At 67.4% G+C, this 26,111-nt stretch carries 26 protein-coding genes; 14 read left to right on the plus strand and 12 right to left on the minus strand.

Going from position 1 to position 26,111, the window contains the following annotated elements:
- On the minus strand, positions 1-1,087 hold a 1,087-nt coding region (locus ABZ004_RS02015), incomplete at its 3' end, for an FAD-dependent oxidoreductase (protein ID WP_355677893.1).
- Between the two features lie 187 nt (positions 1,088-1,274).
- Here ABZ004_RS02015 and ABZ004_RS02020 point away from each other — a divergent pair.
- The 4 genes from ABZ004_RS02020 to ABZ004_RS02035 all read left to right on the plus strand — a co-directional run bounded on the left by ABZ004_RS02020 (position 1,275) and on the right by ABZ004_RS02035 (position 4,811).
- Entirely contained in the window at positions 1,275-1,727 is a 453-nt protein-coding gene (locus tag ABZ004_RS02020) for a PLD nuclease N-terminal domain-containing protein (RefSeq protein ID WP_355677894.1), read from the plus strand.
- 283 nt (positions 1,728-2,010) lie between these two features.
- A complete protein-coding gene (locus ABZ004_RS02025; protein WP_355677895.1) occupies positions 2,011-3,084 on the plus strand; it encodes an ABC transporter substrate-binding protein in 1,074 nt (357 codons plus the stop codon).
- A 31-nt stretch (positions 3,085-3,115) separates the two neighbouring features.
- The gene (locus ABZ004_RS02030; protein ID WP_355677896.1) at positions 3,116-3,922 is read left to right on the plus strand and encodes an ABC transporter ATP-binding protein; all 807 of its coding nucleotides are present in this window, start codon (positions 3,116-3,118) and stop codon (positions 3,920-3,922) included.
- Positions 3,909-4,811, plus strand: coding sequence for an ABC transporter permease (locus tag ABZ004_RS02035; protein WP_355677897.1), 903 nt, complete (start codon positions 3,909-3,911; stop codon positions 4,809-4,811). The genes ABZ004_RS02030 and ABZ004_RS02035 overlap by 14 nt, the downstream gene beginning before the upstream one ends.
- A gap of 266 nt (positions 4,812-5,077) precedes the next feature.
- Here ABZ004_RS02035 and ABZ004_RS02040 read toward each other — a convergent pair whose 3' ends face one another.
- Positions 5,078-5,359, minus strand: a complete 282-nt coding sequence (locus ABZ004_RS02040) for a WhiB family transcriptional regulator (protein WP_166665744.1) — start codon at positions 5,357-5,359, stop codon at positions 5,078-5,080.
- Positions 5,360-5,533: 174 nt separating this feature from the next.
- On the opposite strand from ABZ004_RS02040, the gene ABZ004_RS02045 reads away from it, so the two are divergent.
- Positions 5,534-6,463, plus strand: a complete 930-nt coding sequence (locus ABZ004_RS02045; RefSeq protein WP_355677898.1) for a MerR family transcriptional regulator — start codon at positions 5,534-5,536, stop codon at positions 6,461-6,463.
- Here the strand turns inward: ABZ004_RS02045 and crcB are convergent.
- From crcB to ABZ004_RS02065, 4 genes are all read right to left on the minus strand, one after another.
- Entirely contained in the window at positions 6,460-6,822 is a 363-nt protein-coding gene (crcB, locus tag ABZ004_RS02050) for a fluoride efflux transporter CrcB (protein ID WP_355677899.1), read from the minus strand. The genes ABZ004_RS02045 and crcB overlap by 4 nt on opposite strands.
- A complete protein-coding gene (locus tag ABZ004_RS02055) occupies positions 6,819-7,280 on the minus strand; it encodes a CrcB family protein (protein WP_355677900.1) in 462 nt (153 codons plus the stop codon). The genes crcB and ABZ004_RS02055 overlap by 4 nt, the downstream gene beginning before the upstream one ends.
- 17 nt (positions 7,281-7,297) lie before the next feature.
- Positions 7,298-7,954: a histidine phosphatase family protein gene (locus tag ABZ004_RS02060; RefSeq protein WP_355677901.1), complete on the minus strand. Its 657-nt coding sequence runs from the start codon at positions 7,952-7,954 to the stop codon at positions 7,298-7,300.
- A gap of 76 nt (positions 7,955-8,030) precedes the next feature.
- On the minus strand, positions 8,031-8,387 hold the full coding sequence (locus ABZ004_RS02065) for a hypothetical protein (protein ID WP_355677902.1): 357 nt from the start codon (positions 8,385-8,387) through the stop codon (positions 8,031-8,033).
- 283 nt (positions 8,388-8,670) lie between these two features.
- Here ABZ004_RS02065 and ABZ004_RS02070 point away from each other — a divergent pair, with 283 nt between their 5' ends.
- Both ABZ004_RS02070 and ABZ004_RS02075 read left to right on the plus strand, forming a co-directional pair.
- On the plus strand, positions 8,671-9,756 hold the full coding sequence (locus ABZ004_RS02070; protein WP_355677903.1) for a 3-deoxy-7-phosphoheptulonate synthase: 1,086 nt from the start codon (positions 8,671-8,673) through the stop codon (positions 9,754-9,756).
- A 65-nt stretch (positions 9,757-9,821) separates the two neighbouring features.
- Positions 9,822-11,897, plus strand: coding sequence for a phosphocholine-specific phospholipase C (locus ABZ004_RS02075; RefSeq protein ID WP_355677904.1), 2,076 nt, complete (start codon positions 9,822-9,824; stop codon positions 11,895-11,897).
- A gap of 63 nt (positions 11,898-11,960) precedes the next feature.
- On the opposite strand, the gene ABZ004_RS02080 is transcribed toward ABZ004_RS02075, so the two are convergent.
- Positions 11,961-12,971 (minus strand): LacI family DNA-binding transcriptional regulator, encoded by a 1,011-nt coding sequence (locus tag ABZ004_RS02080; protein WP_355677905.1) that lies wholly within the window; start codon positions 12,969-12,971, stop codon positions 11,961-11,963.
- Between the two features lie 161 nt (positions 12,972-13,132).
- Between ABZ004_RS02080 and ABZ004_RS02085 the strand changes: the two genes are divergently transcribed.
- From ABZ004_RS02085 to ABZ004_RS02095, 3 genes are read left to right on the plus strand one after another with little or no spacing between them, the layout of a single operon-like run.
- The gene (locus ABZ004_RS02085; RefSeq protein ID WP_355677906.1) at positions 13,133-14,146 is read left to right on the plus strand and encodes a substrate-binding domain-containing protein; all 1,014 of its coding nucleotides are present in this window, start codon (positions 13,133-13,135) and stop codon (positions 14,144-14,146) included.
- A 4-nt stretch (positions 14,147-14,150) separates the two neighbouring features.
- Complete coding sequence (locus ABZ004_RS02090) at positions 14,151-15,134, plus strand: ABC transporter permease (protein ID WP_355677907.1); 984 nt, start codon at positions 14,151-14,153, stop codon at positions 15,132-15,134.
- Complete coding sequence (locus tag ABZ004_RS02095) at positions 15,131-15,925, plus strand: ATP-binding cassette domain-containing protein (RefSeq protein ID WP_355677908.1); 795 nt, start codon at positions 15,131-15,133, stop codon at positions 15,923-15,925. Before ABZ004_RS02090 ends, ABZ004_RS02095 begins: the two co-directional genes overlap by 4 nt.
- Positions 15,926-15,932: 7 nt before the next feature.
- On the opposite strand, the gene ybaK is transcribed toward ABZ004_RS02095, so the two are convergent.
- Positions 15,933-16,424 carry a Cys-tRNA(Pro) deacylase gene (gene ybaK, locus ABZ004_RS02100; protein ID WP_355677909.1) on the minus strand — a complete coding sequence of 164 codons (492 nt, stop codon included), beginning with the start codon at positions 16,422-16,424 and terminating at the stop codon, positions 15,933-15,935.
- Positions 16,425-16,457: 33 nt separating this feature from the next.
- Between ybaK and ABZ004_RS02105 the strand changes: the two genes are divergently transcribed.
- Positions 16,458-16,973 carry a GNAT family protein gene (locus ABZ004_RS02105; protein ID WP_355677910.1) on the plus strand — a complete coding sequence of 172 codons (516 nt, stop codon included), beginning with the start codon at positions 16,458-16,460 and terminating at the stop codon, positions 16,971-16,973.
- Here the strand turns inward: ABZ004_RS02105 and ABZ004_RS02110 are convergent.
- The gene (locus ABZ004_RS02110; protein ID WP_355677911.1) at positions 16,959-17,624 is read right to left on the minus strand and encodes a helix-turn-helix domain-containing protein; all 666 of its coding nucleotides are present in this window, start codon (positions 17,622-17,624) and stop codon (positions 16,959-16,961) included. The two genes, ABZ004_RS02105 and ABZ004_RS02110, sit on opposite strands and share 15 nt — an antisense overlap.
- 92 nt (positions 17,625-17,716) lie before the next feature.
- On the opposite strand from ABZ004_RS02110, the gene folE reads away from it, so the two are divergent.
- Complete coding sequence (gene folE / locus ABZ004_RS02115) at positions 17,717-18,349, plus strand: GTP cyclohydrolase I FolE (protein ID WP_355677912.1); 633 nt, start codon at positions 17,717-17,719, stop codon at positions 18,347-18,349.
- A 32-nt stretch (positions 18,350-18,381) separates the two neighbouring features.
- On the opposite strand, the gene ABZ004_RS02120 is transcribed toward folE, so the two are convergent.
- Both ABZ004_RS02120 and ABZ004_RS02125 read right to left on the minus strand, forming a co-directional pair.
- Positions 18,382-18,702 (minus strand): hypothetical protein, encoded by a 321-nt coding sequence (locus ABZ004_RS02120; RefSeq protein WP_355677913.1) that lies wholly within the window; start codon positions 18,700-18,702, stop codon positions 18,382-18,384.
- Between the two features lie 456 nt (positions 18,703-19,158).
- The gene (locus tag ABZ004_RS02125; protein ID WP_355677914.1) at positions 19,159-21,096 is read right to left on the minus strand and encodes a glycosyl hydrolase family 8; all 1,938 of its coding nucleotides are present in this window, start codon (positions 21,094-21,096) and stop codon (positions 19,159-19,161) included.
- Positions 21,097-21,288: 192 nt separating this feature from the next.
- Between ABZ004_RS02125 and ABZ004_RS02130 the strand changes: the two genes are divergently transcribed.
- Together ABZ004_RS02130 and ABZ004_RS02135 are read left to right on the plus strand one after the other, a co-directional pair.
- Positions 21,289-22,764 carry a 3' terminal RNA ribose 2'-O-methyltransferase Hen1 gene (locus ABZ004_RS02130; protein ID WP_355677915.1) on the plus strand — a complete coding sequence of 492 codons (1,476 nt, stop codon included), beginning with the start codon at positions 21,289-21,291 and terminating at the stop codon, positions 22,762-22,764.
- Positions 22,764-25,289 carry a polynucleotide kinase-phosphatase gene (locus tag ABZ004_RS02135; protein ID WP_355677916.1) on the plus strand — a complete coding sequence of 842 codons (2,526 nt, stop codon included), beginning with the start codon at positions 22,764-22,766 and terminating at the stop codon, positions 25,287-25,289. Before ABZ004_RS02130 ends, ABZ004_RS02135 begins: the two co-directional genes overlap by 1 nt.
- On the opposite strand, the gene ABZ004_RS02140 is transcribed toward ABZ004_RS02135, so the two are convergent.
- A complete protein-coding gene (locus ABZ004_RS02140) occupies positions 25,286-25,630 on the minus strand; it encodes a hypothetical protein (RefSeq protein ID WP_355677917.1) in 345 nt (114 codons plus the stop codon). The genes ABZ004_RS02135 and ABZ004_RS02140 overlap by 4 nt on opposite strands.
- Positions 25,631-26,111 lie beyond the last annotated feature (481 nt).

Consider the following 26,111-nt stretch of genomic DNA (forward strand, 5'->3'; position numbering starts at 1 on the left):
GTACGTCGGAAGCCGGGTCGACCCAGCCGTTGGGATTCAGTGTGACCAGGTGCTCGTCCGTTGAGTCCAGTGCTTGCAGGCGGTTCATCCAGTAGCTCACCAGAACCTGGGGCTCTGCTGTCCGGCAGCCGCGCATCCGGTAGTTCCAGGAGGCGCGTGCTCGCGGAGACTCGGGCAGTACTGACGTGTCGGTGTGCAACCAGGTCGGGTTCGCCGAGTAGCGGAATGCACCGAGCAACGCCTTCTCCTCGGGCGTGGCGTCGACAAGCAGGTCGAGTGCCGTGTCGCCATGCGTCGCGACAACAACACTGTCGAACTCCGTACGGCGGTCGTCGGCTGTGATGACCTCGACTGAGTCGTCATGCCGCAGAACCGAGCGGACAGGTGTCGACGTGTGCACTGTGCCTAGCTGGGCGACCACTGCATCGACGTACGAGCGGGAGCCGCCGCTTACGGTTCGCCAACGAGGTGAGCCGCCGACGGTGAGCATGCCGTGGTGTTCGAGGAAGCGGAACAGATGGCGCGCCGGGTAGAGCGCTGCGTCGGCCGAACCGGCGGACCAGACGCACGAGACCAGCGGTACGGCGAAGTGCCAGACGAAGTACGGGGAGAAGTTCCGGTCGCGCAGGAAGTCGCCCCAGGTGAGGCTGTCGTCGCCGGCCGCCAGCACGGCGCGGGCCTCGCGATGGAAGCGGGGCACCTCGACGAGCATCCGGAGGAACCGGGGATCGAGAGTGCGGCGCCACTGGCTGAACAACGCACCCGGTCCGCGGCCACCGGCGTACTCGAGACCACAGCCCTCGCAGTGCACGCTCATGCTCATCTCGGTCGGCTGCGTCCGGATCCCTAGCTCGGCAAAGAGTCTGAGCAGGTTCGGGTAGGCGCGTTCGTTGTGCACGATGAAGCCGGTGTCGATCCGCTGCGCGGTGCCGGCGGAGTCGATCACGTCGTGGGTGTGGGCGTGACCACCCGGCCGGTCGTCGGCCTCGAAGAGGGTGACGTCGGTGGTCCGGCTGAGGACGTAGGCCGCCGTCAGGCCGGCGACGCCAGACCCGAGGACCGCGACGGCGCGGCGTTGACCGTTCATGGCCCAAGCCTTGTCGGTGCATAAGTTTCGAACAATTTCCTCGTCGCTCCTCTGCCGGTGCCGCGGGGAGGACGTGGTCTCGGTCCGGCGCGGTCGGTCGGTGTTCGGAGCCGAACGGGTGCCTGATCGGTACGACCTGCGGGGTGGTTCGCCCGCGTGCTCTGCGATGGAGCCGTACTGTGGGGGTGTGGCTCGTTATCTGCCGTTCCTGATCAGCTTGTTCCTGACTGTCTACGCACTGTTCTCCTGCATCCAGACGCGGGACAAGGACGTGCCGTACCTGCCCAAGCTGATCTGGATCCTGCTGATCGTCCTGGTGCCGTTCGCCGGCCCGATCGTCTGGCTGCTGGCCGTCCGGTACTACGCGCGCGAGCAGGAACTCACTCCGGGCCGACCCGCGACGAAGCGCCCGAACACCAAACCGCGTCCGCTGGCCCCCGACGACGACCCCGACTTCCTGGCGTCCCTCGAGCCGTTCCGCGACCCCCGCCTCTCCAACCACCCCGCCGCGGACGACAAACCCGAACACCCGGCTCCGGAACCTGAGCCCGAGGTCGAGCCCACGCCGGACCCGACCGACAAGACCGGCAAAGACACCCCGGTCGACGACGCCAAACCCGACGACAACCCGCGCGGCTGATCAGTCCGGTCGCCAGCCCCCGATTCCGGTATCCGGACGGAATGATGAGTGTTTGGGTCAGTTCTTGATGACTTGCGGTGGATCGGCGTCCAAAAGCAGTATTAGTGGTCTCACGATGTGGGCGGGAATGACAGCTAAGGCTATTGAGTTGGTTCAATTTCTGCTGTTTACTCAAGGTCGAGAGCGGTAGCCCAGGGGGGACCTCGGCCCAATCTCTTCCGATCGCACAGACGGGGCGGGCCGAGCACACGGCGCGTCCTGTTGAGACCGAAGGATCCGCCGAATGAAGCACATCACTCGTACTCCGCGCGCCGTCGCGGCCGCCGCTGTCGCCGTCGCGCTGCTGGTCGTGGCCGGCTGCTCGCGGGCCGACAAGGCCGGCGACGACGCGGCACCGGTTGCCGACAAGGGGGCGGCCACCGAACTGCGGCTCGGGTACTTCCCGAACGTGACCCACGCACCGGCGCTGATCGGCCTCGGCGAAGGCCTGTTCGCCAAGGAGCTCGGCAGCACGAAGCTGGTGCCGACCAAGTTCAACGCCGGCGGCGACGCCGTCACCGCGCTGCTCGGTGGCTCGATCGACGCGACCTTCGTCGGCTCGGGTCCGGCGATCAACGCCTACGCCAAGTCGAAGGGTGAAGCGGCCCGGCTGATCGCCGGCACCGTCTCCGGTGGCGCGCAGTTCGTGGTCAAGCCGACCATCACCAAGCCCGACGACCTGGCCGGCAAGACCATCGTCACGCCGCAGCTGGGGAACACCCAGGACGTCGCGCTGAAGAAGTGGCTGGAAGAGAAGGGCCTGACCGGCAAGGTCAAGATCACCAACCTGGAGAACGCCCAGACCCTGGATGCGTTCAAGAAGGGTGAGGTCGACGGCGCCTGGCTGCCCGAGCCGTGGTCCTCGCGCCTGATCATCGACGCCGGTGCGAAGGTGCTGGTGGACGAGGCCGACCTCTGGCCGGGTGGGAAGTTCCCGACCACGGTGCTGATCGTCCGGACCCAGTACCTCAAGGAGCACCCGGCGACGGTCAAGGCCCTGCTGACCGGCCTGGTCGCCTCGATCGACGCGGCGAGCACCGACAAGGCGACCGCGGAGAAGACGGTCAACGCGCAGCTGCTCGCCCTGACCGGCAAGGCACTCAAGCAGCCGGTGATCGATCGCGCGTTCAGCAAGATCGAGCTCACCACCGACCCGGTCGCGTCCACCTTCCCGCAGCTCGCGAAGGACCAGGTCAGCGCCAAGATCGCCAAGGAAGCACCGGACGTGGCCGGCTTCGCCGACCTGACCCTGCTGAACGAGGTACTCAAGGCCGCCGGCAAGCCTGAGGTCGACGCCGCCGGTCTGGACAAGAAGTAGGACCCGGAAAGCCATCGAGAGGCAGGCGAAGATGACCGCGACAGTCGAGGCACAACGGGTTCGGACCGAAGCGCGGCCGGCCGTCAGATTCGACGGTGTCGGCAAGGTGTTCGGCAACGGCAAGCAGGCGGTCGTCGCGCTGGACGGCGTACAGCTGCAGGTCGAGCCCGGCGAGTTCGTCTGCCTGCTCGGGGCTTCCGGATGCGGCAAGACGACGCTGCTCAACCTGGTCGCCGGGTTGGACAAGGCGTCGTCCGGGACGATCGATATCAGTTCGTCCCGGCCGGCCGTGGTGTTCCAGGAGCCGGCGTTGATGCCGTGGCTCACCGCCGCCGGGAACGTCGAGCTGCCGTTGCGGATGGCCGGCGTCGGTCGTGCGGAGCGCCGTCGCAAGGCGGCCTCACTGCTCGAGCTGGTCCGTCTCGGCGGACTCGGCAACAAGCGCCCGCACGAGCTGTCCGGCGGTATGCGGCAGCGGGTCGCGCTGGCTCGCGCGCTGGCTTCGACGGCCGACCACACGTCCAACGGTGACGCGCGCAAGCCGTCGCTGCTGCTGATGGACGAGCCGTTCTCGGCCCTGGACGCGATCACCCGCGACGTACTCCAGGCCGAACTGCTGCGGATCTGGGAAGCCACCCGTACGGCGATCCTGTTCGTCACCCACGACGTCCGGGAAGCCGTGCGGCTCGGGCAGCGCGTCGTCCTGCTGTCGTCCCGGCCGGGTCGGGTCGTTCGCGAGTGGGCCGTCGACGGCGTCACCGGCGCGGCCGAGGTCGCCACGATCGACGAGATCAACGCCGAGCTGCGAAGGGTGATCAGCAGTCATGCCGCAGCCTGACACCCAGGACCGGGTCGTACGGGCTGACACCGAGTCCGTCGGCGCGGGGCTGGACGCCCTCGACACCCCGCTGTCGGATCGCGCGACCGGGCCGGTCGCGGTCGCCAAGCGGATCGCGGCCCGGGTGCTGCCGCCGATCATCGCGATCGCACTGCTGATCGGGGTCTGGCAAGCGCTCTGGGCGGCGGCGATCTGGGAGGAGTACAAGCTCCCGGCGCCGTCGGCGGTCTGGTCGAACATCTGGCAGCTCGTCACCACCGGCGACATCGTCGACCTGTTCTGGGTCTCGGTGCACCGGGCCGTGATCGGCTTCGCCATCTCGCTGCTGATCGCGGTGCCGCTCGGTCTCGCGATCGCCAACATCAAGGTCGTACGCCGGGGAATCGGTCCGCTCGTCTCCGGTCTGCAGAGCCTGCCGTCGGTGGCGTGGGTGCCGGCCGCGATCCTCTGGTTCGGGCTGAACGACCGGGCGATCTACTGGGTCGTCCTGCTCGGCGCCGTACCGTCGATCGCCAACGGTCTGGTCTCCGGGCTGGACCAGGTGCCGCCGATCCTGCCGCGCGTCGGCAAGGCGCTCGGCGCTTCCCGGCTGGGTGGCATCAGGTACATCCTGCTTCCCGCTGCGCTGCCTGGGTTCCTGGGCGGTCTGAAGCAGGGCTGGGCCTTCTCCTGGCGCTCGCTGATGGCAGCCGAGCTGATCGCCACCTCACCAGACCTGGGCAAGGGCCTGGGCCAATACCTCCACGACGGCATGTCCCTGTCGGACATCTCACTGGTCTTCGCCGGCATCATCTTGATCTTCGTCGTCGGCGTAGGCATAGAGCTCCTGGTCTTCCGCCCCCTGGAAAACTCCGTACTCCGCTCAAGAGGCCTGACCCGGTCCACCTGAACGCGCCCCCACAAGGCACGGCCCGGCGCCCCCCGCCGGGCCGTTGCCGTGTGTACGCACAACCTGAGCCCGGCTGCTCCAACGCGTGTTTATATTCCAGCGCTCTACGTGGCATCGATTCCACTCATCGGCAGAAAAGTCCCCCGGAAATTTCCGGGGTTTGAATTCAGGCTGATGGTGGGGCCCGGGTCCGGCGGTTCTGGGTGAGCCGGCGGACCCGGGAGGGTCTGGTTGGGGCACCGGGGTGCCGCTTCCTGCGCCGGCCGTCAGGCGGACTTCCTGTGTTCGGCAAGTACCACGTTGTCCCGTTCGGATTCTGTCGTACCACCCCAGACGCCGTACGGCTCTCCGACGGAGAGAGCGTGCTGGCGGCACTCGGGCTGGACCGGGCAGGTACCGCAGAGCGACTTGGCCACCATCTCGCGAGCGCGTTTGCGAACGCCACGCTCCGATTCGGGGGAGAAGAACAGCTCCGGGTTGACGTCGCGGCACGCGGCCTGCGACTGCCAGTCCCACAGATCCATGAGCGGGCGGGGTAGGCGAGGCATCCCTCTCGACATGGCAACCTCCTTGACTCACCGTGAGCGCGGACGGGCGCTCGGTGAAAACTATGCTCAACTCATGCGCAGTTCAACCCTTGTTATCTCGAAACTCGGTCGAGTTGTTATCGGCGAGGGGCGATTTCTGCCCTCCGGAGGCTGGGAACAGGCATCATGAACAGCGTGCCGACCGACACCGAGACCCTGACGGTGAGTGCCGTCGCGCGCCGGCTCGGGATCGCCGCACCGACCCTGCGGAGCTGGGAGCGGCGGTACGGATTGCGCCCGAGCGCACGCTCAACCGGCGGTCATCGCCGCTACAGCGCCGAGGATCTGGCCCGGCTCCGGGCGATGCTCAAACTGGTCAACGCCGGCGTCCCGACCGCCGAGGCCGCCTCGACCGTTCGTGACCGGATCTACCCCGCCCGATCACCGAATGTGACATCGGCCACTTCTGTTGCCGAAGGCACCCGCGCGCCCGTCGTCCGGCGGCCGCCGAAGGTCGAGTCGGCCGATCTCTTCCAGCTCGCCAACGCGATGGACGGCGACCGGCTGACCCATGAAGTTGCCCGCAGCCTCGATCGGTCCGGTGCGGTCGAGGCCTGGACCAGCCGGCTGGTGCCACTGCTGGTCGGCGTCGGCGAGCAGTGGGAGCGGACCGGAGAGTGCGTCGAGGTCGAGCACCTCGCCACCGACGCGGTCGCGGGCGGGCTGCGGTACCACACCAGGCGCGCGGTCGAGCGGCACAAACCCGACCAGAGCGCGCGGCCCGTCGTACTGGCTTGTCTCGAGCTGGAGGACCACGCGCTGCCGCTGCTGGCGCTGGCGGCGGCTCTCGCCGAGCGCGGGGTGCGCGTGCAGACGCTCGGTGCGGCGACTCCGATCAACTCCCTGTCAGCTGCCGTACGCCGGATCCGCCCGGCCGCCGTCTTCATCTGGTCCAGCGCACCGCGAACCGCCGACCTCGAGTCGCTGCGGACCTTGGCCCGCACTCGCCCGTCGTACTCGCTAGTCATCGGCGGCCCCGGCTGGCAATCCCTCGGCGAACCCGCCGGCTGGGTCGCCTCCCTCTCCGAAGCCGTCGACGCCCTGGTCGCAGCAGCCCGCCGCTAGGTGAGGGCGGCGCCGAGGATGGCGGCGGCTAGGCCGAAGGCCAGGTTGAGGGTGGCGTTGAGAGTTGCCTTGAGGCGGTGACCGGTGCCGGCCAGGGCGGTGGTTTCGGCGGCGAAGGTGCTGTACGTCGTGAAGGCGCCGCAGAAGCCGACGCCGATCAGCAGGGTGACCGTGTGATTCGTCGTACCGGTGAGCAGGCCGAGCACGAAGCTGCCGAGCACGTTGACCGCCAAGGTGCCCCACGGGAACGGCGTACCGGTGCTGGTGCCGACGAGCAGGCGATGGACCAGGTGCTTGTCGGTGAGGTAGCGCAAGGGCGCACCGACGGCGGCTCCGGCCGCGACCAGGAGAAGGTTCACCGGCGTACCGCTGTGATTGTGAGCTCGCCCAGGACAGCCGCCAGCAGGGCGGCCGCGAGCGTGCCGAAGAGGTAGGTCAGCGCCAGTACGGCGTGATGCGGCAGCAGCTTGTCGGTGTCGACGGCGAAGGTCGAGAACGTGGTGAACCCGCCGAGGATCCCCGTCCCCAGGAACGGCCGGAGCAGCGGATGCGACAGGGGCGTCAGCAGCGCGAGCAGGATGCCGATCAGGAAGCAGCCGGCGACGTTCGTGGCGAACGTCGCCCACGGGAAGCTCCCGGCCGCATGTGGGAAGCCGTCAGCGAGCCCGTAGCGCGCTAGCGAGCCGATCACGCCGCCGAGTGCGATCACCGCGAGTACGAGGCCCAGCGGAGGAGTGTGGCGCCCGAGTGTCGCCGACTGGGTGCCGGGCGCACCGACAGCAGCTGCAGGCAGGTCGGTGGGTCCGTCGTCGGGCACTGGTCGAGGATATGCCGTCAGGCGTCGTCGGCCGGGTCGTAGCGGTAGTACTCGTGCGTGCCGTGCGGAGTGCTCGGGACCCCGGTCAGCGCCTCGATGACCAGCGCGTGCGTGATCACCAGCACCGGCCCGTCCGTGCTCGCCGTATGCCGGGCCAGCGCCGCCCGAGCCCGCTCCCGGACCCTGGACCGCGGCTCCCACGGCCGTGCGACACCTTCCGGCCACTCCCCGCCGTACTCGTCGAACTCGGCCCGCGCAGCCCGTACGTCGGCTGTGCCGCGCCAGGAGCCCGTGCTGTCCGGCAGCCAGTCGCGCAGGTCGTAGTCCACCCGTACGCCGAGCGCCAAGCGGTGCCCGATGATCGCAGCGCTCTGCAGCGCCCGGGTGAACGGAGAGCTGACCAGGTAGGTCGCGCCGATCCCGCTGAGCAGGTCCGCGACGGCCTCGGCCTGTTTCGCGCCCGCTGGGCTGAGCGGAGCCGTGTCCGCCGCCATGCCGGGCCAGCCCCGGCTGTCGACGGGCGTGTAGTCCGGCTCACCGTGCCGAACCAGGTAGATCTGTGTCACGAGCCCAGTTCTACCTGACAAGTTGAAGATTCGCTGATCGCCCAGCGGTGTCGTCCAGGACGGGTCGAGGGTGGGCAGCAGGCGCGGCCGGTCGGCAGTGAGGTCCATGGCGGTGGCTCCGTGAGGTGAGGGTGCTGAGCAGACGGGCCCCTGACCGGGGCGGTGGGGTGGGGCTGGAATCAGTTCAGCGGAGGTGGCGGGCGGCGGCCCAGCCGCGTGGATGGGGTGCCGGCAGGCCGGACGGATCAGCGATGCCGGTTGGTGGGCGGACGTTGTGTTGTACGTCGAACAGGTGGTTGAGGTCGTTTTCCGGCTCTGGCTCAGTTGGTGGTTCCAGCCAGCGCACCTCGGTGGCGCCGTGGTGGCCGTGGACGGCGAGGATCGAGTCGAGGTCGGGCCAGACGGCCGTCGCCGGGTTGTTGCCGCGCCAGCGCAGTGCCACCGAGCCATCGGTGAACACACACCCCTCGGCGACCACACCGGTCCCGGACACCCCACTCAGGTCGTGGTACCTGACAAGTTCGAACGTCCGCGGCCTCACTGCACCCCTTAGGAAACATCACGATGTCGTTGCGAGGCTCAACGAGGATCGGATGGTCGCGGTTACTGGGGTGGGTGTTATTGTCGGTGTCGTGAAGCGTTGCTATTGGCGATTTTTTGAGTGGCCGGCTGTGGTGCCGGGCGACTCAGCCATTTGCTGACGCCTGAACCAAGTACCAGCAGCCGGCTCGAGGCAAGGACATTCGTCCTTGCCTTTTCTCATGCACACAGCCGGCGCTGACCACGGGACCGACCGCGGAAGTCCGGCGGAAAGGTCCAGCACCATGAATGCCCTGTCCAAAGCCCCGTCCCGATCTGTCGTCGACCGGCGGATCGAGAAGACCGTCCCGTTGATCACGCCGCTCGCGTTGCACGACGAGCTGCCGCTGAGCGAAGAGCTCGCCGAGTCCGTCGTCGCCGGTCGCGAGGCCGTGACCAACATTCTCGACGGCACCGACGACCGCCTGCTCGTTGTCGTCGGCCCCTGCTCGGTGCACGACGCCAAGGCCGCCCTCGAGTACGCCGAGCGCCTGAAGCCGATCGCCGATCGGCTCTCCGACGGTCTGCTCGTGGTGATGCGCGTGTACTTCGAGAAGCCGCGCTCCACCCTCGGCTGGAAGGGTCTGATCAACGACCCCGATCTCGACGGCACCGGCGACGTGAACAAGGGCCTCCGCACCGCCCGCGCCTTGCTGCTCGAAGTCCTGGCCCAGGGCCTCCCGGTCGGCTGTGAGTTCCTCGACCCGATCACCCCGCAGTACATCGCGGACACCGTCGGCTGGGGTGCGATCGGTGCGCGGACCGTGGAGAGCCAGGTGCACCGCCAGCTGTCGTCCGGCCTCTCGATGCCGATCGGGATGAAGAACCGCCCCGACGGCAGCATCGGCACGGCGGTCGACGCGATCAAGGCCGCCGCGGTCCCACACGTCTTCACCGGCATCGACCACGACGGCGCCCCCGCGATCCTGCACACCCGCGGCAACCCGGATTGCCATCTCGTACTGCGCGGCTCGGACTCCGGCCCGAACTACGACGCCGACTCGGTCGCCGGCGCCCAGGAGCTGCTCCGCAAGGCCGGCCTGCAGGAGCGCATCGTCGTCGACGCCAGCCACGGGAACAGCCGCAAGGACCACCGCCGTCAGCCCGAGGTCGCGGCCGAGATCGGCGAGCAGGTTGCTAGCGGCAACAAGGCGATCGTCGGCGTGATGCTGGAGTCGTTCCTGGTCGAGGGGCGGCAAGATCTCGACCCGACGCAACCGCTCACCTACGGACAGTCGATCACGGATGCCTGCATGGGCTGGGACACCACCGAGGCGGTGCTGACCGGCCTGCGCGACGCGGCGCTGAGCCGCCGTAGTACGGGCATGTGAACTTCAGGCGAATCAACGCGCGTACCCATCCCGCAGGGCTCGGACGGTGAATTAGCGTCCGGGGCATGACTGAGATCTCCCGCCGTCTCGTACTTGGTTCAGCTGCCGGTGGGGCAGCGCTGTCGCTGCTCCCACCGTCGCTGCACACCGCGATGGCACAACCGCCGAGACCTGGCGGCCTGCGCGCCGTCGAGCACGTGATCGTGCTGATGCAGGAGAACCGCTCGTTCGACCACTACTTCGGCACGCTGCGTGGTGTCCGCGGGTACGGCGACCGTCAGCCGCTCCGCCTCCGCAACGGCAAGCCGGTCTTCCACCAGCCGGTCACCGGCGGTGGCGAGGTGCTGCCGTTCTCGATCCGCCAGGCGGCTGCCGACGCTGGCCGGAAGGCGGACGACATCCAGTACCTCGGCGCGCTCGCGCATGGCTACACCGACGCCACCCAGGCCTGGGGCAACGGCTGGAACGACGACTGGGTGCAGGCCAAGACCGCCGCGACCATGACGCACTACGAACGCCGCGACATCCCGATGCAGTACGAGCTGGCCGAGACGTTCACGATCCTCGACGCCTACCACTGCTCGGTGAACGGCTCCACCAACCCGAACCCGAACTACCTGTGGTCCGGTACGACGGGCTTCGAACCTGGTACGACGCAGCGCGCCGTCACCAATGCGGCGTACTCATACGACCACGAGGGTTACGACTGGACGGCGTACCCGGAACGGCTCGAAGCGGCTGGTGTCTCCTGGCAGATCTACCAGGAGTGGGACAACTTCACCGACAACGCGGTGGAGTACTTCAAGACGTTCAAGGAACTCGGTCACCGGATCCTGAGTACTGTGCCGGGTGGCTACCGGACTACTGAGGAGTTCTACGACCGGCTGTTCGACAAGACGCCGGCCGAGCAGACACTGGCGCTTCAACAGCTTGAAGCAGCCGTCAAGTTGCAGCCGGCCAAGGACCAAGCCCTGTTCTACAAGGCGATGCACCGCAGCGAGCCCGAGTCGCTGGTGCCGCGGGTCCGTGCGGACATCAAGGCCGGCACGCTGCCGCAGGTCAGCTGGCTCGTCCCGTCCGCGGTCGACTCCGAGCACCCCGGCTCGTCGACGCCGGTCGCCAGCGCGAACCTCGTCTACGACCTCCTCGACGCGATCGCCTCGGATCCCGAGACCTGGTCCAAGACCGTGCTGCTGATCAACTTCGACGAGAACGACGGCTACTTCGACCACGTCCCGCCGCCGGTCGCACCACGGCCTGCCTCGGGCGAAGGTGACGACTGGTACGCCGGGCGCCCGATCGGCCTCGGCCCGCGCGTTCCGATGACGATCGTCTCGCCGTGGACGGTGGGCGGGCACGTGAACTCGCAGGTCGCCGACCACACTTCCGTGATCCAGTTCCTGGAGCGCTTCACCGGCGTACAGGAGCCGAACATCAGCTCGTGGCGCCGGACCGCCTGCAGCGACCTGGTCTCGGCCTTCGACTTCACCAAGACCTACCGCCAGCCGAGCGTCGACGCGCCCGGTCCGATCCCGGCGCCGATCAGCCGCTGGAAGCCGACACCGCCCGTCTCGCAGGCGCTTCCGGTGCAGGAACCTGGACGCCGGCCAGCGCGCGCTCTGCCTTACCAGCCGTCGGTTTCGGGCTTTGTTGCCGAGGGCAAGCTGAAACTGCGACTGGGCAACAAAGCTGATGAGGCAGCGCATTTCGCGATCTATCCGTACGGCGGTGAGTTGCCCGCGCCGGCGCATCTCGATGTCCGCGGGCAATTGTTCCAGGACATTCCGGTGAGTGGGCCGTTCGAGCTGTCGGTCCAGGGGCCGAACCGGTTCTGGGTCGAGTTCGCCGGGTCTGTCGACGGGATCGCCGCGGGACTCGACGTACGGGTCAGCCGGGACGGCACCTCGCTGAAGATCGAGCTGGAGAACACCGGGACCAAGCCGTTGAGCCTGAAGCTCGAGGCGCGGGGCTACGGCAGCCGGACAATCACCCAAGACGTTCGCGGCCGCCAAACCCGCACCCTCACCTGGCCCACCGACCAAGGCTGGTACGACGTCGAGGTGACGACCGCCGAAGACCCGACGTACCGCCGCCGCCTCACCGGTCACCTGGAGACAGGTCGCCCGAGCATCACCGGCTGACCTTCGTCGCCTGCGTCCGAAGAAGCGGAGGGACGTGTAGTCCACTTCTTCGGACGCAAGGGCTCAGTCGCGGGGGGTGCAGCCGCAGGATTCTCGGTGCATGATTTCGGCGGGGAGGCGGACGGTGTGGGGTGGGGCGGCGGGGTCCGTCATGCGGCGGAGGAGGAGTTGGACCGCACGGGCGCCGATCGCGGTGGACGGTTGGGCGACGGTGGTGAGGCCTGGGCTGAAGAGGTCGGCCCAGGCGAAGTCGTCGAACGCGGTCACCGCGAGATCGCGCGGCACCCGCACCCCGGCGGCGCGGAAGGCGGCGAGCGCGCCGATCGTCATGTTGTTGTTGGCCGCGAACACTGCGGTCGGCGGCGACGGATGATCGAGCAACGCGAGCGCCGCCTTCCGCCCGCCTTCACTCGTCGAGGCCCCGTCGACGACCAGTGACGGATCGACCGGCAGGTCCGCGCGCTGATGGGCCAGCCGGAAGCCGCGCAGCCGCTCGGTGCTGGTGGACAGATCGGGGATTCCCGAGACCATGCCGATCCGGGTATGGCCGAGCGAGATCAGGTGGTCGACCACCGCCGCGGTCGCCGTCTCGTTCTCGACGCCGACCTGGTCGACCCGTAGGACCGGATCGATGCGGTCGACGATCACATACGGCACCGGATGGTCGCGCAGCAGCGGCAGCGTGAGGTCCTTCCAGCCGGCCGCGGGCGCGATCACCAGCCCTTCGATGTGGTGCGCGAGCAGGTTGGCGATGGCGGCGGCTTCGTGCCGCGCGTCGTCGCGGGTGTCGACGATGATCAGGTTCAGACCGGCGCGGGTCGCCTCGCCGTCGATGCCCTGGATCAGCTCGACCCAGTACGGGTTGGAGGCGGCGGTCAGCGCGAGGCCGATCGTCTGGTGCGAGCTGGCGGCCAGCGACCGCGCGATCGGATGGTGCCGGTAGCCGAGCAACCGCATCGCCCGGTGCACCTTCGCCCGGGTGGCCGGCGCGACCAGCCGCGTGCCGTTCACGACGTGCGAGACCGTGCTGACCGAGACGCCGGCGCTGCGGGCGACCTCGGACATCGTGACCATCCGTCAAATGGTGGTCGCTCAGCGTGTCTTGCGCAAGCCTTTGCGCAAAGGCTGCGGCCGCTTCCGGCCCGGGCCTAACTTCGCTCGAACGAGCGGACCGACTCGCTCGAACCCCCGCCCGGGTTCAGTTCCCGGGTGCCCCGACCCCGGAGGGCAGATCCGTGGCACTCAAGACTCCACGCCGGCTGGCTGTCGTCGTACTGGCCCTGTGCTTGGCCGGCACCACCGCCTGCACCAAGACGAAATCGGGCAGTGGCGACAGCGGTGACAGCGCCGGTCCGGTCAAGATCGGACTCGTCACCAAGACCGACACCAATCCGTACTTCGTGAAACTGCGCGACTCGGCCAAGGCCGCCGCCAGCGCCAAGGGCGCCGCCCTGATCGCGCTGGCCGGCAAGTTCGACGGCGACAACGAGGGCCAGGTCTCCGCGATCGAGAACCTGATCCAGCAAGGTGTGAAGGGCATCCTGATCACGCCGAGCAACTCGACCGGCATCCTCGGCGCGCTCAAACAGGCCAAGGAGAAGGGCATCCTGGTGATCGCCCTCGACACCGAGACCGACCCGAAGGACGCCGTCGACGCGACCTATGCGACGAACAACCTGACCGCCGGCGAACTCGAGGGCAAGTACGTCAAGGCATCCCTCGGCCAGACCGTGCCGAAGGTGTTGCTGATGGACGGTACGCCGGGCGGGACCGTGGACGAGCAACGGCACCGTGGCTTCCTGCAGGGCATGGGCCTCAAGGAGGGCGACCCCGCGATCATCGGAGCCGCCCCCACGAACGGTGACCAGAACAAGGCGCAGTCGGCGATGGAGAACCTGCTCCAGCGCGACGCGAGCGTCAACGCCGTCTACACGATCAACGAGCCGGCCGCTCGCGGCGCTGTCGCTGCGCTGGCGGCGAAGGGTCTGGCCGGGAAGGTAGCGGTTGGTTCGATCGACGGCGGCTGTCAGGGCGTCGCCGATGTGAAGGCGGGCAAGTACCTCGCGACGGTGATGCAGTTCCCGAAGAAGATGGCCGAGCGGGGAGTCGACGCAGTGGTTGCCTTCAGCAAGGACGGCAGCAAGCCGGCCGGTTTCCAGGACACCGGAGCGCAGCTGATCACCGACAAACCGCTGCCCGGGCTGGACAGCAAGGACACCACCTGGGGCGCCCAGAACTGCTGGGGCTGATGGGATGTCGACCCAAACCTCTCAACTCCGTGGCCGCACAGCGGACGCCCTCCTGCACAATCCAGCGCTCGGTCCGCTCGGCGCCCTGGTGGTCGCGATCATCGTCTTCGGCGCCACGACCAGCACCTTCCTGACCGTCGACAACCTGTCGCTCGTCGTCCAGCAGTCGCTGGTGGTCGGGACGCTCGCGCTCGGTCAGACGCTGATCGTGCTGACCGGCGGAATCGACCTGGCCAACGCCGCGATCATGGTGCTCGGCACGATGCTCTTCGCCCGGCTGGTGACCGGGGGAAGCGCGCCGGTTCTCGCCTTGCTGGCAGGCTTTCTGGTCTGCGCTCTGTTGGGCGGAGTTTCGGGCGGTCTGGTGACCGGGCTCAACTTGCCACCCTTCATCGTCACGCTCGGCATGCTGACCGTAGTACTGGCGGTTGGACGGCTCTATTCCCAAGGCAATTCGTGGCCGGTGACGGATGATCTGCTGAACGTTCTGGGGGAGGGCGGCTATCTGTTCGGTCAGATCAAGGTGACGCATGGGATGACGCTGGCTGTGTCGATGTTCGCGATCGCCTGGTACGCGTTGGCGAAGACCGCATGGGGTCGTCATGTGTATGCCTTGGGCAACGACCCCGAGGCGGCCCGGCTGACCGGGATCCATGTCGGCCGGACCAGGTTCAGCGTCTACCTGATCGCGGGCGTGATCTACGCGTTCGCGGCCTGGCAGGCACTCGGCCGGATCCCGAACGCCGACCCGAACGCCTTCCAGACCGGCAACCTCGACAGCATCACCGCCGTCGTCATCGGTGGCACCAGCCTCTTCGGCGGCCGGGGTAGCGTCGGCGGCACAGTGGTCGGCGCGCTCATTGTCGCCGTACTGCGCAGCGGGCTGACCCAGGCCGGTATCGACAGCCTCTACCAGGACGTGGCGACCGGCGTACTGGTGATCGCAGCCGTCTCCTTCGACCAACTGGCACGCAGGAGGTCCCGATGACCACGCCGGCACTCCAAGCCAGGGGACTCGTCAAACGCTACGGCCGGGTGACCGCGATCGACGGCGCCGACTTCGACCTTTACGCCGGGGAGGTGCTCGCCGTCGTCGGCGACAACGGTGCCGGCAAGTCGAGTCTGATCAAGGCGCTCTCGGGCGCGCTCGTCCCGGACGAGGGCGTGATCCTGCTCGACGGGCAGGAGACGCGATTCCATTCACCGTTGGAAGCACGGAAGGCCGGGATCGAGACGGTTCACCAGACGCTTGCGCTGGCACCGGCGATGGACATCGCGACCAACCTTTTTCTCGGCCGGGAGCTTCGCCGTACCGGGCCGATCGGGTCCGTCTTCCGGCTGCTGGATCGAGCCACGATGCGCAAGCAGGCGCAGGAGCAGTTGGATGCCTTGGGCATCGAAACCGTGCAGCACATCGGGCAGATCGTGGAGACCTTGTCAGGTGGTCAGCGGCAGGCCGTCGCGGTCGCCCGGGCGGCGATGTTCGGCAGCCGGCTGGTGATCATGGACGAACCGACGGCCGCGCTCGGGGTCAAGGAGTCGCGGCTGGTTCTCGACCTGATCCGGCGGATTCGCGATCGGGGGCTTCCCGTCGTACTGATCAGCCATGACATGCCGCAGGTGTTCGAGCTGGCCGACCGGATCCATGTGCACCGCCTGGGTCGCCGGGCCGCCGTAGTACGGTCTGCTGACGCTTCGATGAGTCAGGTTGTGTCGTTGATGACCGGTGCTCTGCAGATCGGCGACGAGGGTGCCCCGCCCGATGTCACCGGTGGATGAATCGGGATCAGCGGGCGATGGGGGCGGTGTGGGCGGCGGTGATTCTGAGGAGGGCGGCGGGGGTGAGGCCGATGTCCAGGCCGCGGCGGCCGCCGGAGACGTAGACGGTGTCGTGTTCGGAGGCGGAGCTGTCGACCACGGTCGGCAGGCTCCGCTTCTGGCCGATCGGGCTGATCCCGCCGACGACATAGCCCGTACTGCGCTCGGCCGCTGCCGGGTCGGCCATCGACGCCTTCTTCCCGTTGAGCGCGGCGGCGACCGCCTTGAGATCCAGTTGCTTGTCGACCGGTACGACGCCGACCGCGAGCTTGCCGTCGACCTCGACGAGCAAGGTCTTGAACACCTGAGCCGTCGGAAGGCCCAGCACCTCGGCAGCTTCGAGGCCGTACGACTTGGCCCCGGGGTCGTGATCATATGAATGCGTCGTGAATGCCAGGCCCGCCTTGGTGAGCGCTACGGTCGCCGGAGTGCCCTGCCCGGTCTGCTTGCTCTTCGCCACCGCGTCAGCCTAACGCCAGTCGAAGGAGCCCTTGTGAACGATGCGGTGGAACCCGTGAGGTTGCGGGCCTTTACCGAAGCAGACCTTCCGTTCCTCGATCGCCTGAGCACCGATCCGGAAGCGCTGGGGGAGTTCGAGTCGCCGGGGCTCATCGATCCGCGGACGCACCGGCGGCGGTGGGAGCGCGACGGGTTCATCTCAGCGGAGTCCTCGGCGGTGGCGGTGGTGAACGCGGACGACGTGGTCATCGGGATGGCGACCTGGAAACCTCGTGGTGTGCCGGCGGGAGTCACCTCTGAGATCGGCATCGCGATACTGCCCGAGCATCGCGGTCGCAAGCTCGGGATGGCGGCGCAGAAGGTGCTGATCGATTATCTGTTCAGCCACACGACCGTGCACCGGATCGAGGCGCTCACCAACGAAGGCAACATCGGCGAACAGAAGGCTCTCGAGCGCCTCGGCTTCACCCAGGAAGGGTTCCTCCGCGAACGCTCCTTCATCGGCGGCAAATACCTCGGCGTCTACATCTACGCCCTACTCCGCCCTTAGTTTTATCCGAACACAGCAATGCCCGGGGCTAGGCGAGATCACCGCCTCCCTCTCCTCATCCCCGACCCCGTCGAGCACGCCCGCCAGCAGTTGCTGATTCATGCCACACACCAGCGCCGAGTACTCCTTCGCCAACACATGAAACGGACAATTCCCCAACAAGATGTCTGGGCCGTCCTCATGTGGCTCGAAACCTTGACGGTTCAGTACCTGGAGGAGATCGCCTTCGGAGGATTCGCCGAGGGATCTGCCGTGGTCGGTGGCGTGGCGGGCCAGGGCTTTTGCAGGGGACTCGCCGCTGGATTCGGCGTCGGCGAGGGCGGCGGCGAGGAGGAGAGCGGCTACGTCGTACGTGCGCTCGGGGAGTGAGATCTCTACCTGGAGGTCTGAGCGGCGATATAGCTTGGCGGGACGGCCGGCGCCGGGACCGCTCCGGCCGCAGCGGCGTTCGTAGACGACGCTCAGCAGTCCGCCGTCGACGAGTTTGTCGAGGTGGAAAGCGGCGGTGGTCCGGGGGATGGCGAGCGCGGCGGCGGCCTCGTCCTTGCTGACCGCGGACGGGCTGCGCGTAACGAGTTCGTAGAGCTGTCGCCTGGTCGGTTCCTCCAGCGCGGCGATCGCCTGGACGCCGGCGAGGTGGTCGTGGTCCACCGAGGTATTGTATCGACAACTTTCGTTGACGGAATAGATGGTTGAGTTCTAAACTATTTGATTGGCTCATCCCGACGCTGTGAGGAGCGCAGATGACGACGATCCGGTCGGAAGCATTCACCGCTGAGGAGCTGGACGCGGTCCCCTTGCACGTGGTCGCCGGGCGCCCCGAGATCGACCTGCCGGCAGCGGAACGCGCGGTCGCGGATCTGCTCAAGGCGCTCGGTCGCGATCCGCACAGCGTGCATCTGGCCGATACTCCACGGCGGGTGGCGCATGCGTACGCCGAGATGCTGACGCCGCGGGAGTTCGCGCTGACGACGTTCCCCAACGACGAGGGGTACGACGAGTTGGTGCTCGCGCGGGATATCCCCGTGCAGTCGTTCTGCGAACACCACATGCTGCCGTTCCAAGGCGTCGCCCACGTCGGCTATCTGCCGGGTGAGCGCATTCTCGGGTTGTCGAAGCTGGCGCGGGTGGTGGAGTTGTTCGCGCGCGATCTTCAGGTGCAGGAGCGGTTGACCAAGCAGGTCGCCGACTGGCTCCAGGATCAGCTCGCACCCAAGGGCGTCGGAGTCGTCATCGAAGCAGAACACCTCTGCATGTCCCTGCGCGGAGTTCGCGCCGCCGGTTCCCGCACCGTCACCTCCTCCCTGCACGGCGTCCTCCGCAACAACCCCAGCTCCCGCCAAGAATTCTTCGCCCTCACCGGCATCAACAGCTGACTGTCAGGGCCTAACCGGCACGGCGTACGGGGTCAGGCTGTTGCTACTGCTGGGGGGTGGTGGGTGTGGCGGCCGGTGGCGAGGATGTGGGCTACTTCGCCGGGGAGGAGGTCGGTGCCGGGGACGGTTTCCATCTCGGAGACGTCGAGCCAGCGGACGACGGTGGCGCCGCAGTGGCCGTGGACGGCGAGGATGGAGTCGAGGTCCGGCCAGACCGCGGTGGAGGGATTCTGGCCGTGCCAGCGGAGGGCGACCGATCCGTCGGTGAAGACACATCCTTCGGCGACCGTTCCGGTGCCGGAGACTCCGCTGATGTCCGCGTACCGGACGAGTTCGAAGGTCTGGGGTTTCACCGGCGGAACCCTTCGGTCCTGGCGGTGGGGCGTACGTCGTACTGGTCGGCCCTGGTGTGGCCTGAGGGAGATGCCATGGTCCTTTCCCCGTGTCGGCGTGGTCGATTGTCTCGCCACAAACCGGGGACCGGTACGGACTGTCAGCGGGGAAGGACGGTCTGTAGCGACTCTTCTGCTGCAAAACAAGCTAGAACCAAACACCCCCGCAACGCCAGCCCTAACTCCGCGTGTCTCAACCTTCGGCCAAGATTGCCCGGCACCCGAAACCCCAACCCAGCAAGGTTTCTGCCGCCTCCCTGAGGGAACCCACCCACCTCCTGACAAACCTCCGCAACAGCACCAACCCACACTTTCAGGGGATAACGCCCGAAACTGTGGGTTGACTGCGTGGATACCGAGGGCCAACCCACGGATTGAGGGGATAACCCCCGAAAGTGTGGGTTGGCCCTCAAACGGTTAAGGCACCCAGTGGTTGTGGGTGACGGTGATCATCACCTGGAGCTGGATGCTCGCGGCGTAGTAGCTGCTGGTGTCGACCGGCGTGGTCAGCATCTTGTTCCAGATCGCGTCCAGCCACGCCTGACTGCCGGAGTCCGTCATCGCGGTCACCGCGAACGGCGCGAAGAAGGCGGCGTCGCTGCTGGAGTCGATCGCCGTGCCGTTCAGCTTGTACCCCGTGGCGATGCTGCTCGCATTGCCGCCGGTCTTCGACTTGATCCAAGTGTTGAGCTTGCGAGCCGAGGCCAGCGAAGCACTGTCGCCACTGGTCACCGCGTCGGCGCCGATCCGCCACGGGTCGCGGCAGGCGTTCCACCAGAACTGACCGTCGTTCGGGTCCTCCAGGACCTGACCGGCAGCCGGCTTCGGGCTGGAGTTGGTGTTGATCACGAAGTCGGGCAGGAGTCCGGTGGCCGACGCGTAGTTCGCCTGCAGTGAGGTGGTCACCGTCTGGTGCTTGGCACGGATGGTGTCCCAGGCAGAGTTGCCAGTGGCCGCCTTGAAGGCACGGAAGTGGTCGATCATCCAGTCCGACGTCCGGGACATGTTGTACGTCGAGTCGCCGGAAGTACTCCAGTCACCGAACGTGAGCAGGTTGGTGTTCGGGTTGATCTCGCTCGCCTTGATCGCGTTGATGTGCTTCACCGCGAGCTGCTTGTAGTTGTACGTCCCGGTGCTGCCCCACTGCTTGTCGGCCATCAACAGGCCGTAGGCGACATCCATGTCCCCGTCGGTCGCGCTGTCGGAGCCGTTGACGCTCTTGCAGGAGGTGTCCTGCTCGGCGGCCAGCAGGTCGGCGTTGTTCACCGAGGGGTGCGCCAGCATGTACTTGACCAGGCCGTCGAAGATCGTCTTGGCGTTCGGGTCGGCACCGGCCATCGTCGCGGTGATCACCATGCCGTAGCCCTGCGCCTCGGCGACGTACGGGTGATCGGCGTCCGGCGAGATGATCTGGTACCAGCCGTTGCCACAGTTCTGCTTGACGAAGGCCGACTTCCAGGAGTTGTAGTAGTCCACCACCTTCTGGTCGAGGGTGGCCTGACTGCCCGACGGGGTGAGCATGCCGGCGGCGTACGGGAACTGGTGGCTGCCGAACGGCACCCCCGGTCCGCTGCCGCCGCCGGCCTGGGTGGTCGCGGTGACGGTGTTGCTGGCCCCGGACGTGTTGCCGGCGGCGTCGCGTGCCTTGACCGTGTACGTGTAGCTGGTCGAGGCGGCGCGCCCGGTGTCGGTGAAGGTCGTGCCGGTGGCAGTGGCGATCTCCGTGCCGTTGCGGGAGACGGCGTAACCGGTGACGCCGACGTTGTCCGTGGACGCGTTCCAGGACAGCGACACGCTGTTCGAGGTCGTCCCGATGACCGCGAGACTGCCCGGCGTACTGGGTGGCGTGGTGTCGCCCGTGCCGCCGCCGGTCGTCCCGTAGACCTCGAGGTCGTAGAGCGAGTAGCCGTACGACGTACCGCGGGCGGTGCCGTAGACGCGTACGTAGCGGCCGCTGCCCGACAAGGTCAGATCGTCGATCGCGCCGTTGCCGGTCGTGGTCGAGTACGCGTCGGTCCAGGCCGATCCGTCGGCGGAGGTCTGGATCTTGTACGACTTGCCGTAGGCGGCTTCCCAGTTGAGCTTGACCCGCGAAATGGTGGCGGTCGCGCCGAGGTCGACCCGGATCCACTCGGGATCGTGGCCTTCGGCGCTGGCCCAGCGGGTGGACGAGTTGCCGTCGACGGCCTTCGCGGCGTCGAGGGAGCTACTCTCGACCGACGACGCGGTGGCCGGCTTCCCCTGGGAGAGCAGCGAGTCGGCAGCCATCGAGGCTGAGGGGGCGAAGATCGGTTGAGCGACCAGGGCGGCGGTGACGACCGCGGCAGCGGCCAGCCCTCGGAGTAGATAGGACATCGGCGGTGACCTCCGGGCGGTGGGGGCGGGACATTCGTTAACCGTTAGGAAACTTTCCTAACGATTTAGCTGAAGGTAGAGGCCCGATCGGAGGAGTGCAAGACCTCGGTGCCAAATGGTCGGGCAGCAAATGAGTCGGCGGTAAATGAGGCGGCCGGTGAGCGGCTTGCATGATCGAATGCGGAAGTGTTCGTGACGATCGGTACCACCTCAGCCGGCCTTGGCGCTCCTGCGACCGACCTCGGGTTCTTGTTGCACAAGAACCCGGCGCGACCGCAGTCCTTGGAGGTGGCCGGCGGTACGGCGCATGTGTTCTACCCGGAAGCCACTGACGAGCGCTGCACGGTCGCCGTACTGCTGGAGGTCGACCCGATCGCGCTGGTGCGCTCGGGTCGTGGACGGTCCGGCGAGGGGTTCACGCTCGGGCAGTACGTCAACGACCGCCCGTACGCCGCGTCCAGCCTGCTCGCCGTCGCGGTCGGCAAACTCTTCCGTACGGCGATGCTCGGCCGCTGCGATGCCCGTCCTGAACTGGCGGCCAGGTCGATCGAGCTGGAGATCCGGGTGCCTGCGCTCCCGTGCCGTGGTGGTGCAGCGATGGCCGAACGGCTCTTCGGCCCACTCGGCTGGTCCGTGGACGCACGGCCTGTACCGCTCGATCCCTCGATTCCTGAGTGGGGTGATTCCCGGTACGTCGATCTGCGGCTGACCGGTTCGGTGCGGCTCGCCGATGCGCTGCACCACCTCTATGTGCTGCTGCCGGTGCTCGACGACGCGAAGCACTACTGGGTCGGGTCCGACGAGGTCGACAAACTCGTCCGCGCGGGCGAAGGGTGGCTCGGAACGCACCCGGACCGCGAGTTGATCTCCCGGCGCTACCTGGCCCACCGCAAACGCCTGACCGACTCGGCCCTCGAAGCCCTCGACCGCCTCGTCGAAGCAGACGGCACCGAGGCTGCCGCCGACGAGTCGGACGCCGAGGTCGGCGACGATTCAGTAGCTGCTTCTGACGCTGAGAAGCCTGTGTCGCTGGCGGTTCAACGGCGTACCGCTGTGGTTGAGCTTCTGCGGGAGATCGGTGCTCGCAAGGTTGCTGATCTGGGGTGTGGTGAGGGGGTGCTGGTTGCCCAACTGTTGAAGGATTCTTCGTTCACTGAGGTGGTCGCGGCCGACGTCTCCTCGCGAGCTCTGACGTACGCCGAACGACGGCTGCACGTCGACGAGATGTCGGACCGGAAACGCGAACGGCTGCGGCTCTTCCAGTCGTCCGTCACGTACGCCGATGCGCGACTCACCGGGCTCGACGCCGCCGTACTGATGGAGGTGATCGAGCACGTCGACCCACCTCGCCTGCCCGCTCTCGCCCAGGCGGTCTTCGGTGCGGCGCAACCCGGCAGCGTCGTCGTCACCACGCCGAATTCCGAGCACAACGTGCGCTTCGAAACCCTTCCAGCTGGTGCTTTCCGGCATCCGGATCACCGGTTCGAGTGGACCCGTTCCGAGTTCCAGGAGTGGGCTGCTGGGGTCTGCCGGACCTATGGGTACGAGGTCTCCTTCCGTCCGGTCGGACCGGATGATCCGGAGGTCGGGCCGCCGACGCAGCTGGCTCTGTTCCGCCGAGTCGACGCCTCCCGGCGTACGGACTCCGATCTGAAGGAGGCGATCTGATGGAGCGCATCACTGTCCCGGCGCTGAGCCTGATCGTCCTGATCGGCGTGAGTGGCTCGGGCAAATCCACCTTTGCGCGTAAGCATTTCCTCGGCACGGAGGTGATCTCCAGCGACTTCTGCCGCGGTCTCGTCTCGGACGACGAGAACGATCAGTCGGTCAGCAAGGACGCGTTCGAGGTGCTGAACTTCATCGCGGCGAAGCGACTCGCGGCCGGCAAGCTGACGGTGATCGATGCGACCAGCGTGCAGTCGGAATCACGGAAGCAGCTGGTCGCGCTGGCTCGCGAGTACGACGTACTGCCGGTCGCCATCGTTCTCGACGTGCCCGAGCGGGTGGCGGTCGAACGGAACGAGCAGCGGCCGGATCGGCAGTTCGGGCCGCATGTCGTGCGGCGCCAGCAGCAGCAGTTGCGCCGCGGTCTTCGGGGTTTGAAGCGCGAAGGCTTCCGGCACATCCACATCCTCGACGGTGTGGAGAAGATCGATGCCGTCAGCATCGAACGCACCAAGCTGTACAACGACCTCACCGACCAGACCGGCCCCTTCGACATCATCGGCGACATCCACGGCTGCCGCGCCGAACTCGAACAGCTGTTGATGCAACTCGGCTACACCATCGTCCGTGATGCAGAAGGTCGAGCTGTAGATGCACACTGTGCGGGCCGTCAGGCTGTGTTTGTTGGAGACCTGGTGGACCGGGGGCCGGATACTCCGGGGGTGCTGCGGTTGGTGATGGGGATGGTTGCTTCGGGCAATGCTTATTGTGTGCCGGGGAACCATGAGGACAAGTTGCTCAAAGCCCTGCGGGGTAAGAAGGTCAAGCTCACGCACGGGCTCGAGGAATCGCTCGCGCAGCTTGCCGCCGAGACGCCGGAGTTCCGGGAGGAAGTCGACAGGTTCATCTACGGGCTCGTCTCGCATTATGTGTTCGACCGCGGCAATCTGGTGGTCTCGCACGCCGGCCTGGTGGAGCGGATGCACGGCCGCACCTCCGGCCGGGTTCGCGCGTTCTGCCTGTACGGCGAGACGACGGGGGAGACCGACGAGTTCGGCCTGCCCGTGCGCTACCCGTGGGCGAACGACTACCGCGGTCGCGCGATGGTCGTCTACGGACACACCCCGACGCCCGTCCCGGAGTGGATCAACAACACGATCTGCCTCGACACCGGCTGCGTCTTCGGCGGTTCGCTCACCGCGCTGCGCTACCCCGAGCGCGAGCTGGTCGCGGTCGAAGCCTTCGAGCAGTACTACGAGCCCGCGAAACCGTTGCATGTGGCAAGCGCTCCGGGTCGCGAGCCCGACGTACTGGACATCACCGACGTCACCGGCCGCCGGGTGGTCGAGACCGCGACGCACGGGCGGCTGAGTATCCGCGCCGAGCAGGCTGGTGCGGCGCTCGAGGTGATGAGCCGGTTCGCGATCGATCCGCGGTTCCTGCTCTACCTGCCGCCGACGATGAGCCCGGTCGCGACCTCGCCGATCCCTGGGCTGCTGGAGCATCCTTCGCAGGCATTCGAGGCCTACAAGGCGGACGGCGTCACGGAGCTGGTGTGCGAGGAGAAGCACATGGGTTCGCGCGCCGTCGTACTGCTGACGCGGGACGACGACGTGGCTGAGAAGCGCTTCGGGCTTGCTGGGCGAGGCGCTGTTCACACTCGGACCGGGCGGTCGTTCTTCGATGCGGCGCTGACGGGCGAGCTTCTGCTGCGACTCCGCGCTGTCGCGTTGGAGGCCGGGCTCTTTGACGAGCTCGATACGTCCTGGCTCCTTCTCGACGCGGAGCTTCTGCCGTGGAGTGCGAAGGCCGTCGATCTACTCAAACACCAGTACGCCGCTGTGGGCGCAGCAGCTCGTACGGCGTTGCCCGCGGCAACTGCTGGTCTGGAGTCAGCCGTGGCGGCGGGACTCGATGTCGGCGAGCTGCTGGCGCGGACGCAACGGCGTACGGTCAACGCGTCGCTCTTCAGCGAGGCGTATCGCCGGTATTGCTGGCCGACGGAGGGGCTGGATGGCGTGCGGGTCGCGCCTTTCCAGGTGCTGGCTTCCGAAGGTACGACGTACGAGGACAAGCCTCATGCCTGGCATCTCGCTGTCGCGGACCGGATGGTTGCGGCCGATTCCTCGCTGATCACTGCGACGCGGCGGATGTTTGTCGACGCCGACTCGTGGGATGCCGGAATCGCTTGGTGGGAAGAGCTGACGGGCGCGGGCGGCGAGGGCATGGTGGTCAAGCCGGCCGCGAACCTGGTCCGTCTGAAGAAGGGGCTGACTCAACCGGGGTTGAAGGTTCGTGGGCAGGAGTATCTGCGGATCATCTACGGGCCTGACTACACCGAACCGGCGAACTTCGAACGGCTTCGCGGCCGGAACCTGGGTCACAAGCGGTCGATGGCGCTCCGGGAGTACGCCCTCGGCCTGGAGTCCCTCCAACGCGCCGCCCGCGGCGAACCCCTCTGGCGAATCCACGAATGCGTCTTCGCCGTCCTGGCGCTGGAATCCGAGCCGGTGGACCCTCGGCTTTAGCTCACACCGGGTGAGAGCTCTACTTCACCTTCGACGACGAACGCTGTCATGCCCGCGTCGGAGGTGGTCTCGTGGCTCTCACCTGGTGCCCACACTGCGACCTCGCCTGGCATCAGTTCGACCGGTGCGCCGTCGTCGCCGCTCACCGTTGCGTCACCGCTGACCAGCAACAGCAGTTGACGACCCACCGCCGGATGGCGCCCGATCCGCCCATCCGCTGCCAACCGAAGACAGGCGAGATGCCCAGCCTGGATCCGCCCGACCCCGGCGACCGAGAACCCCTCACTCCCGAACCGCGAGACCGGCCCGCTGGGCACAAGGTTCAACCTGATGATCTCCACCCCCCAAACCCTAGCCAGCCCCCAGCCCATCACCTCGGCGGCCGGCAAGGGTTCGGTGGGCCCGTTGCCTGATTGAGCGTCCATGCGCGGGGCCTGGTCGGGCGGGGGTGTGCCGACGGACATGAGGTGTCTGGTTTGAGGGCGGGGGTTGCGCTTGGGGTGGGTGGGGTGACGGTGGTTTTGGGGGATACCTCATGTCCGTCGGTACGCCTGGGTCATCGGTGATGCGCTCGCATCCACCGCGAAGGATCAGCTGGTGGGCGGTCTCCGCTGCGGGATTATTCTAGTCGAGCCGGCGGGTATCAAGGGCGCCTTCGGCGTCCCTGCGGGATCTTCGACCCTTGACACCCACCGTCTCGACCAGGGAAGGGCGCAGCTACGCGGATCCCGCCAGACATGTGAGCCAGGGAGCGGTTGGTCGCCGAGGCGGGGCTGCGTCGCCGGGGTCGGCGGGGTCGGACTGCGTCGCCGGGGTCGGGGG

Source organism: Kribbella sp. NPDC006257, from assembly GCF_040613535.1.
In the GTDB taxonomy this organism is placed as follows: Bacteria; Actinomycetota; Actinomycetes; order Propionibacteriales; family Kribbellaceae; genus Kribbella.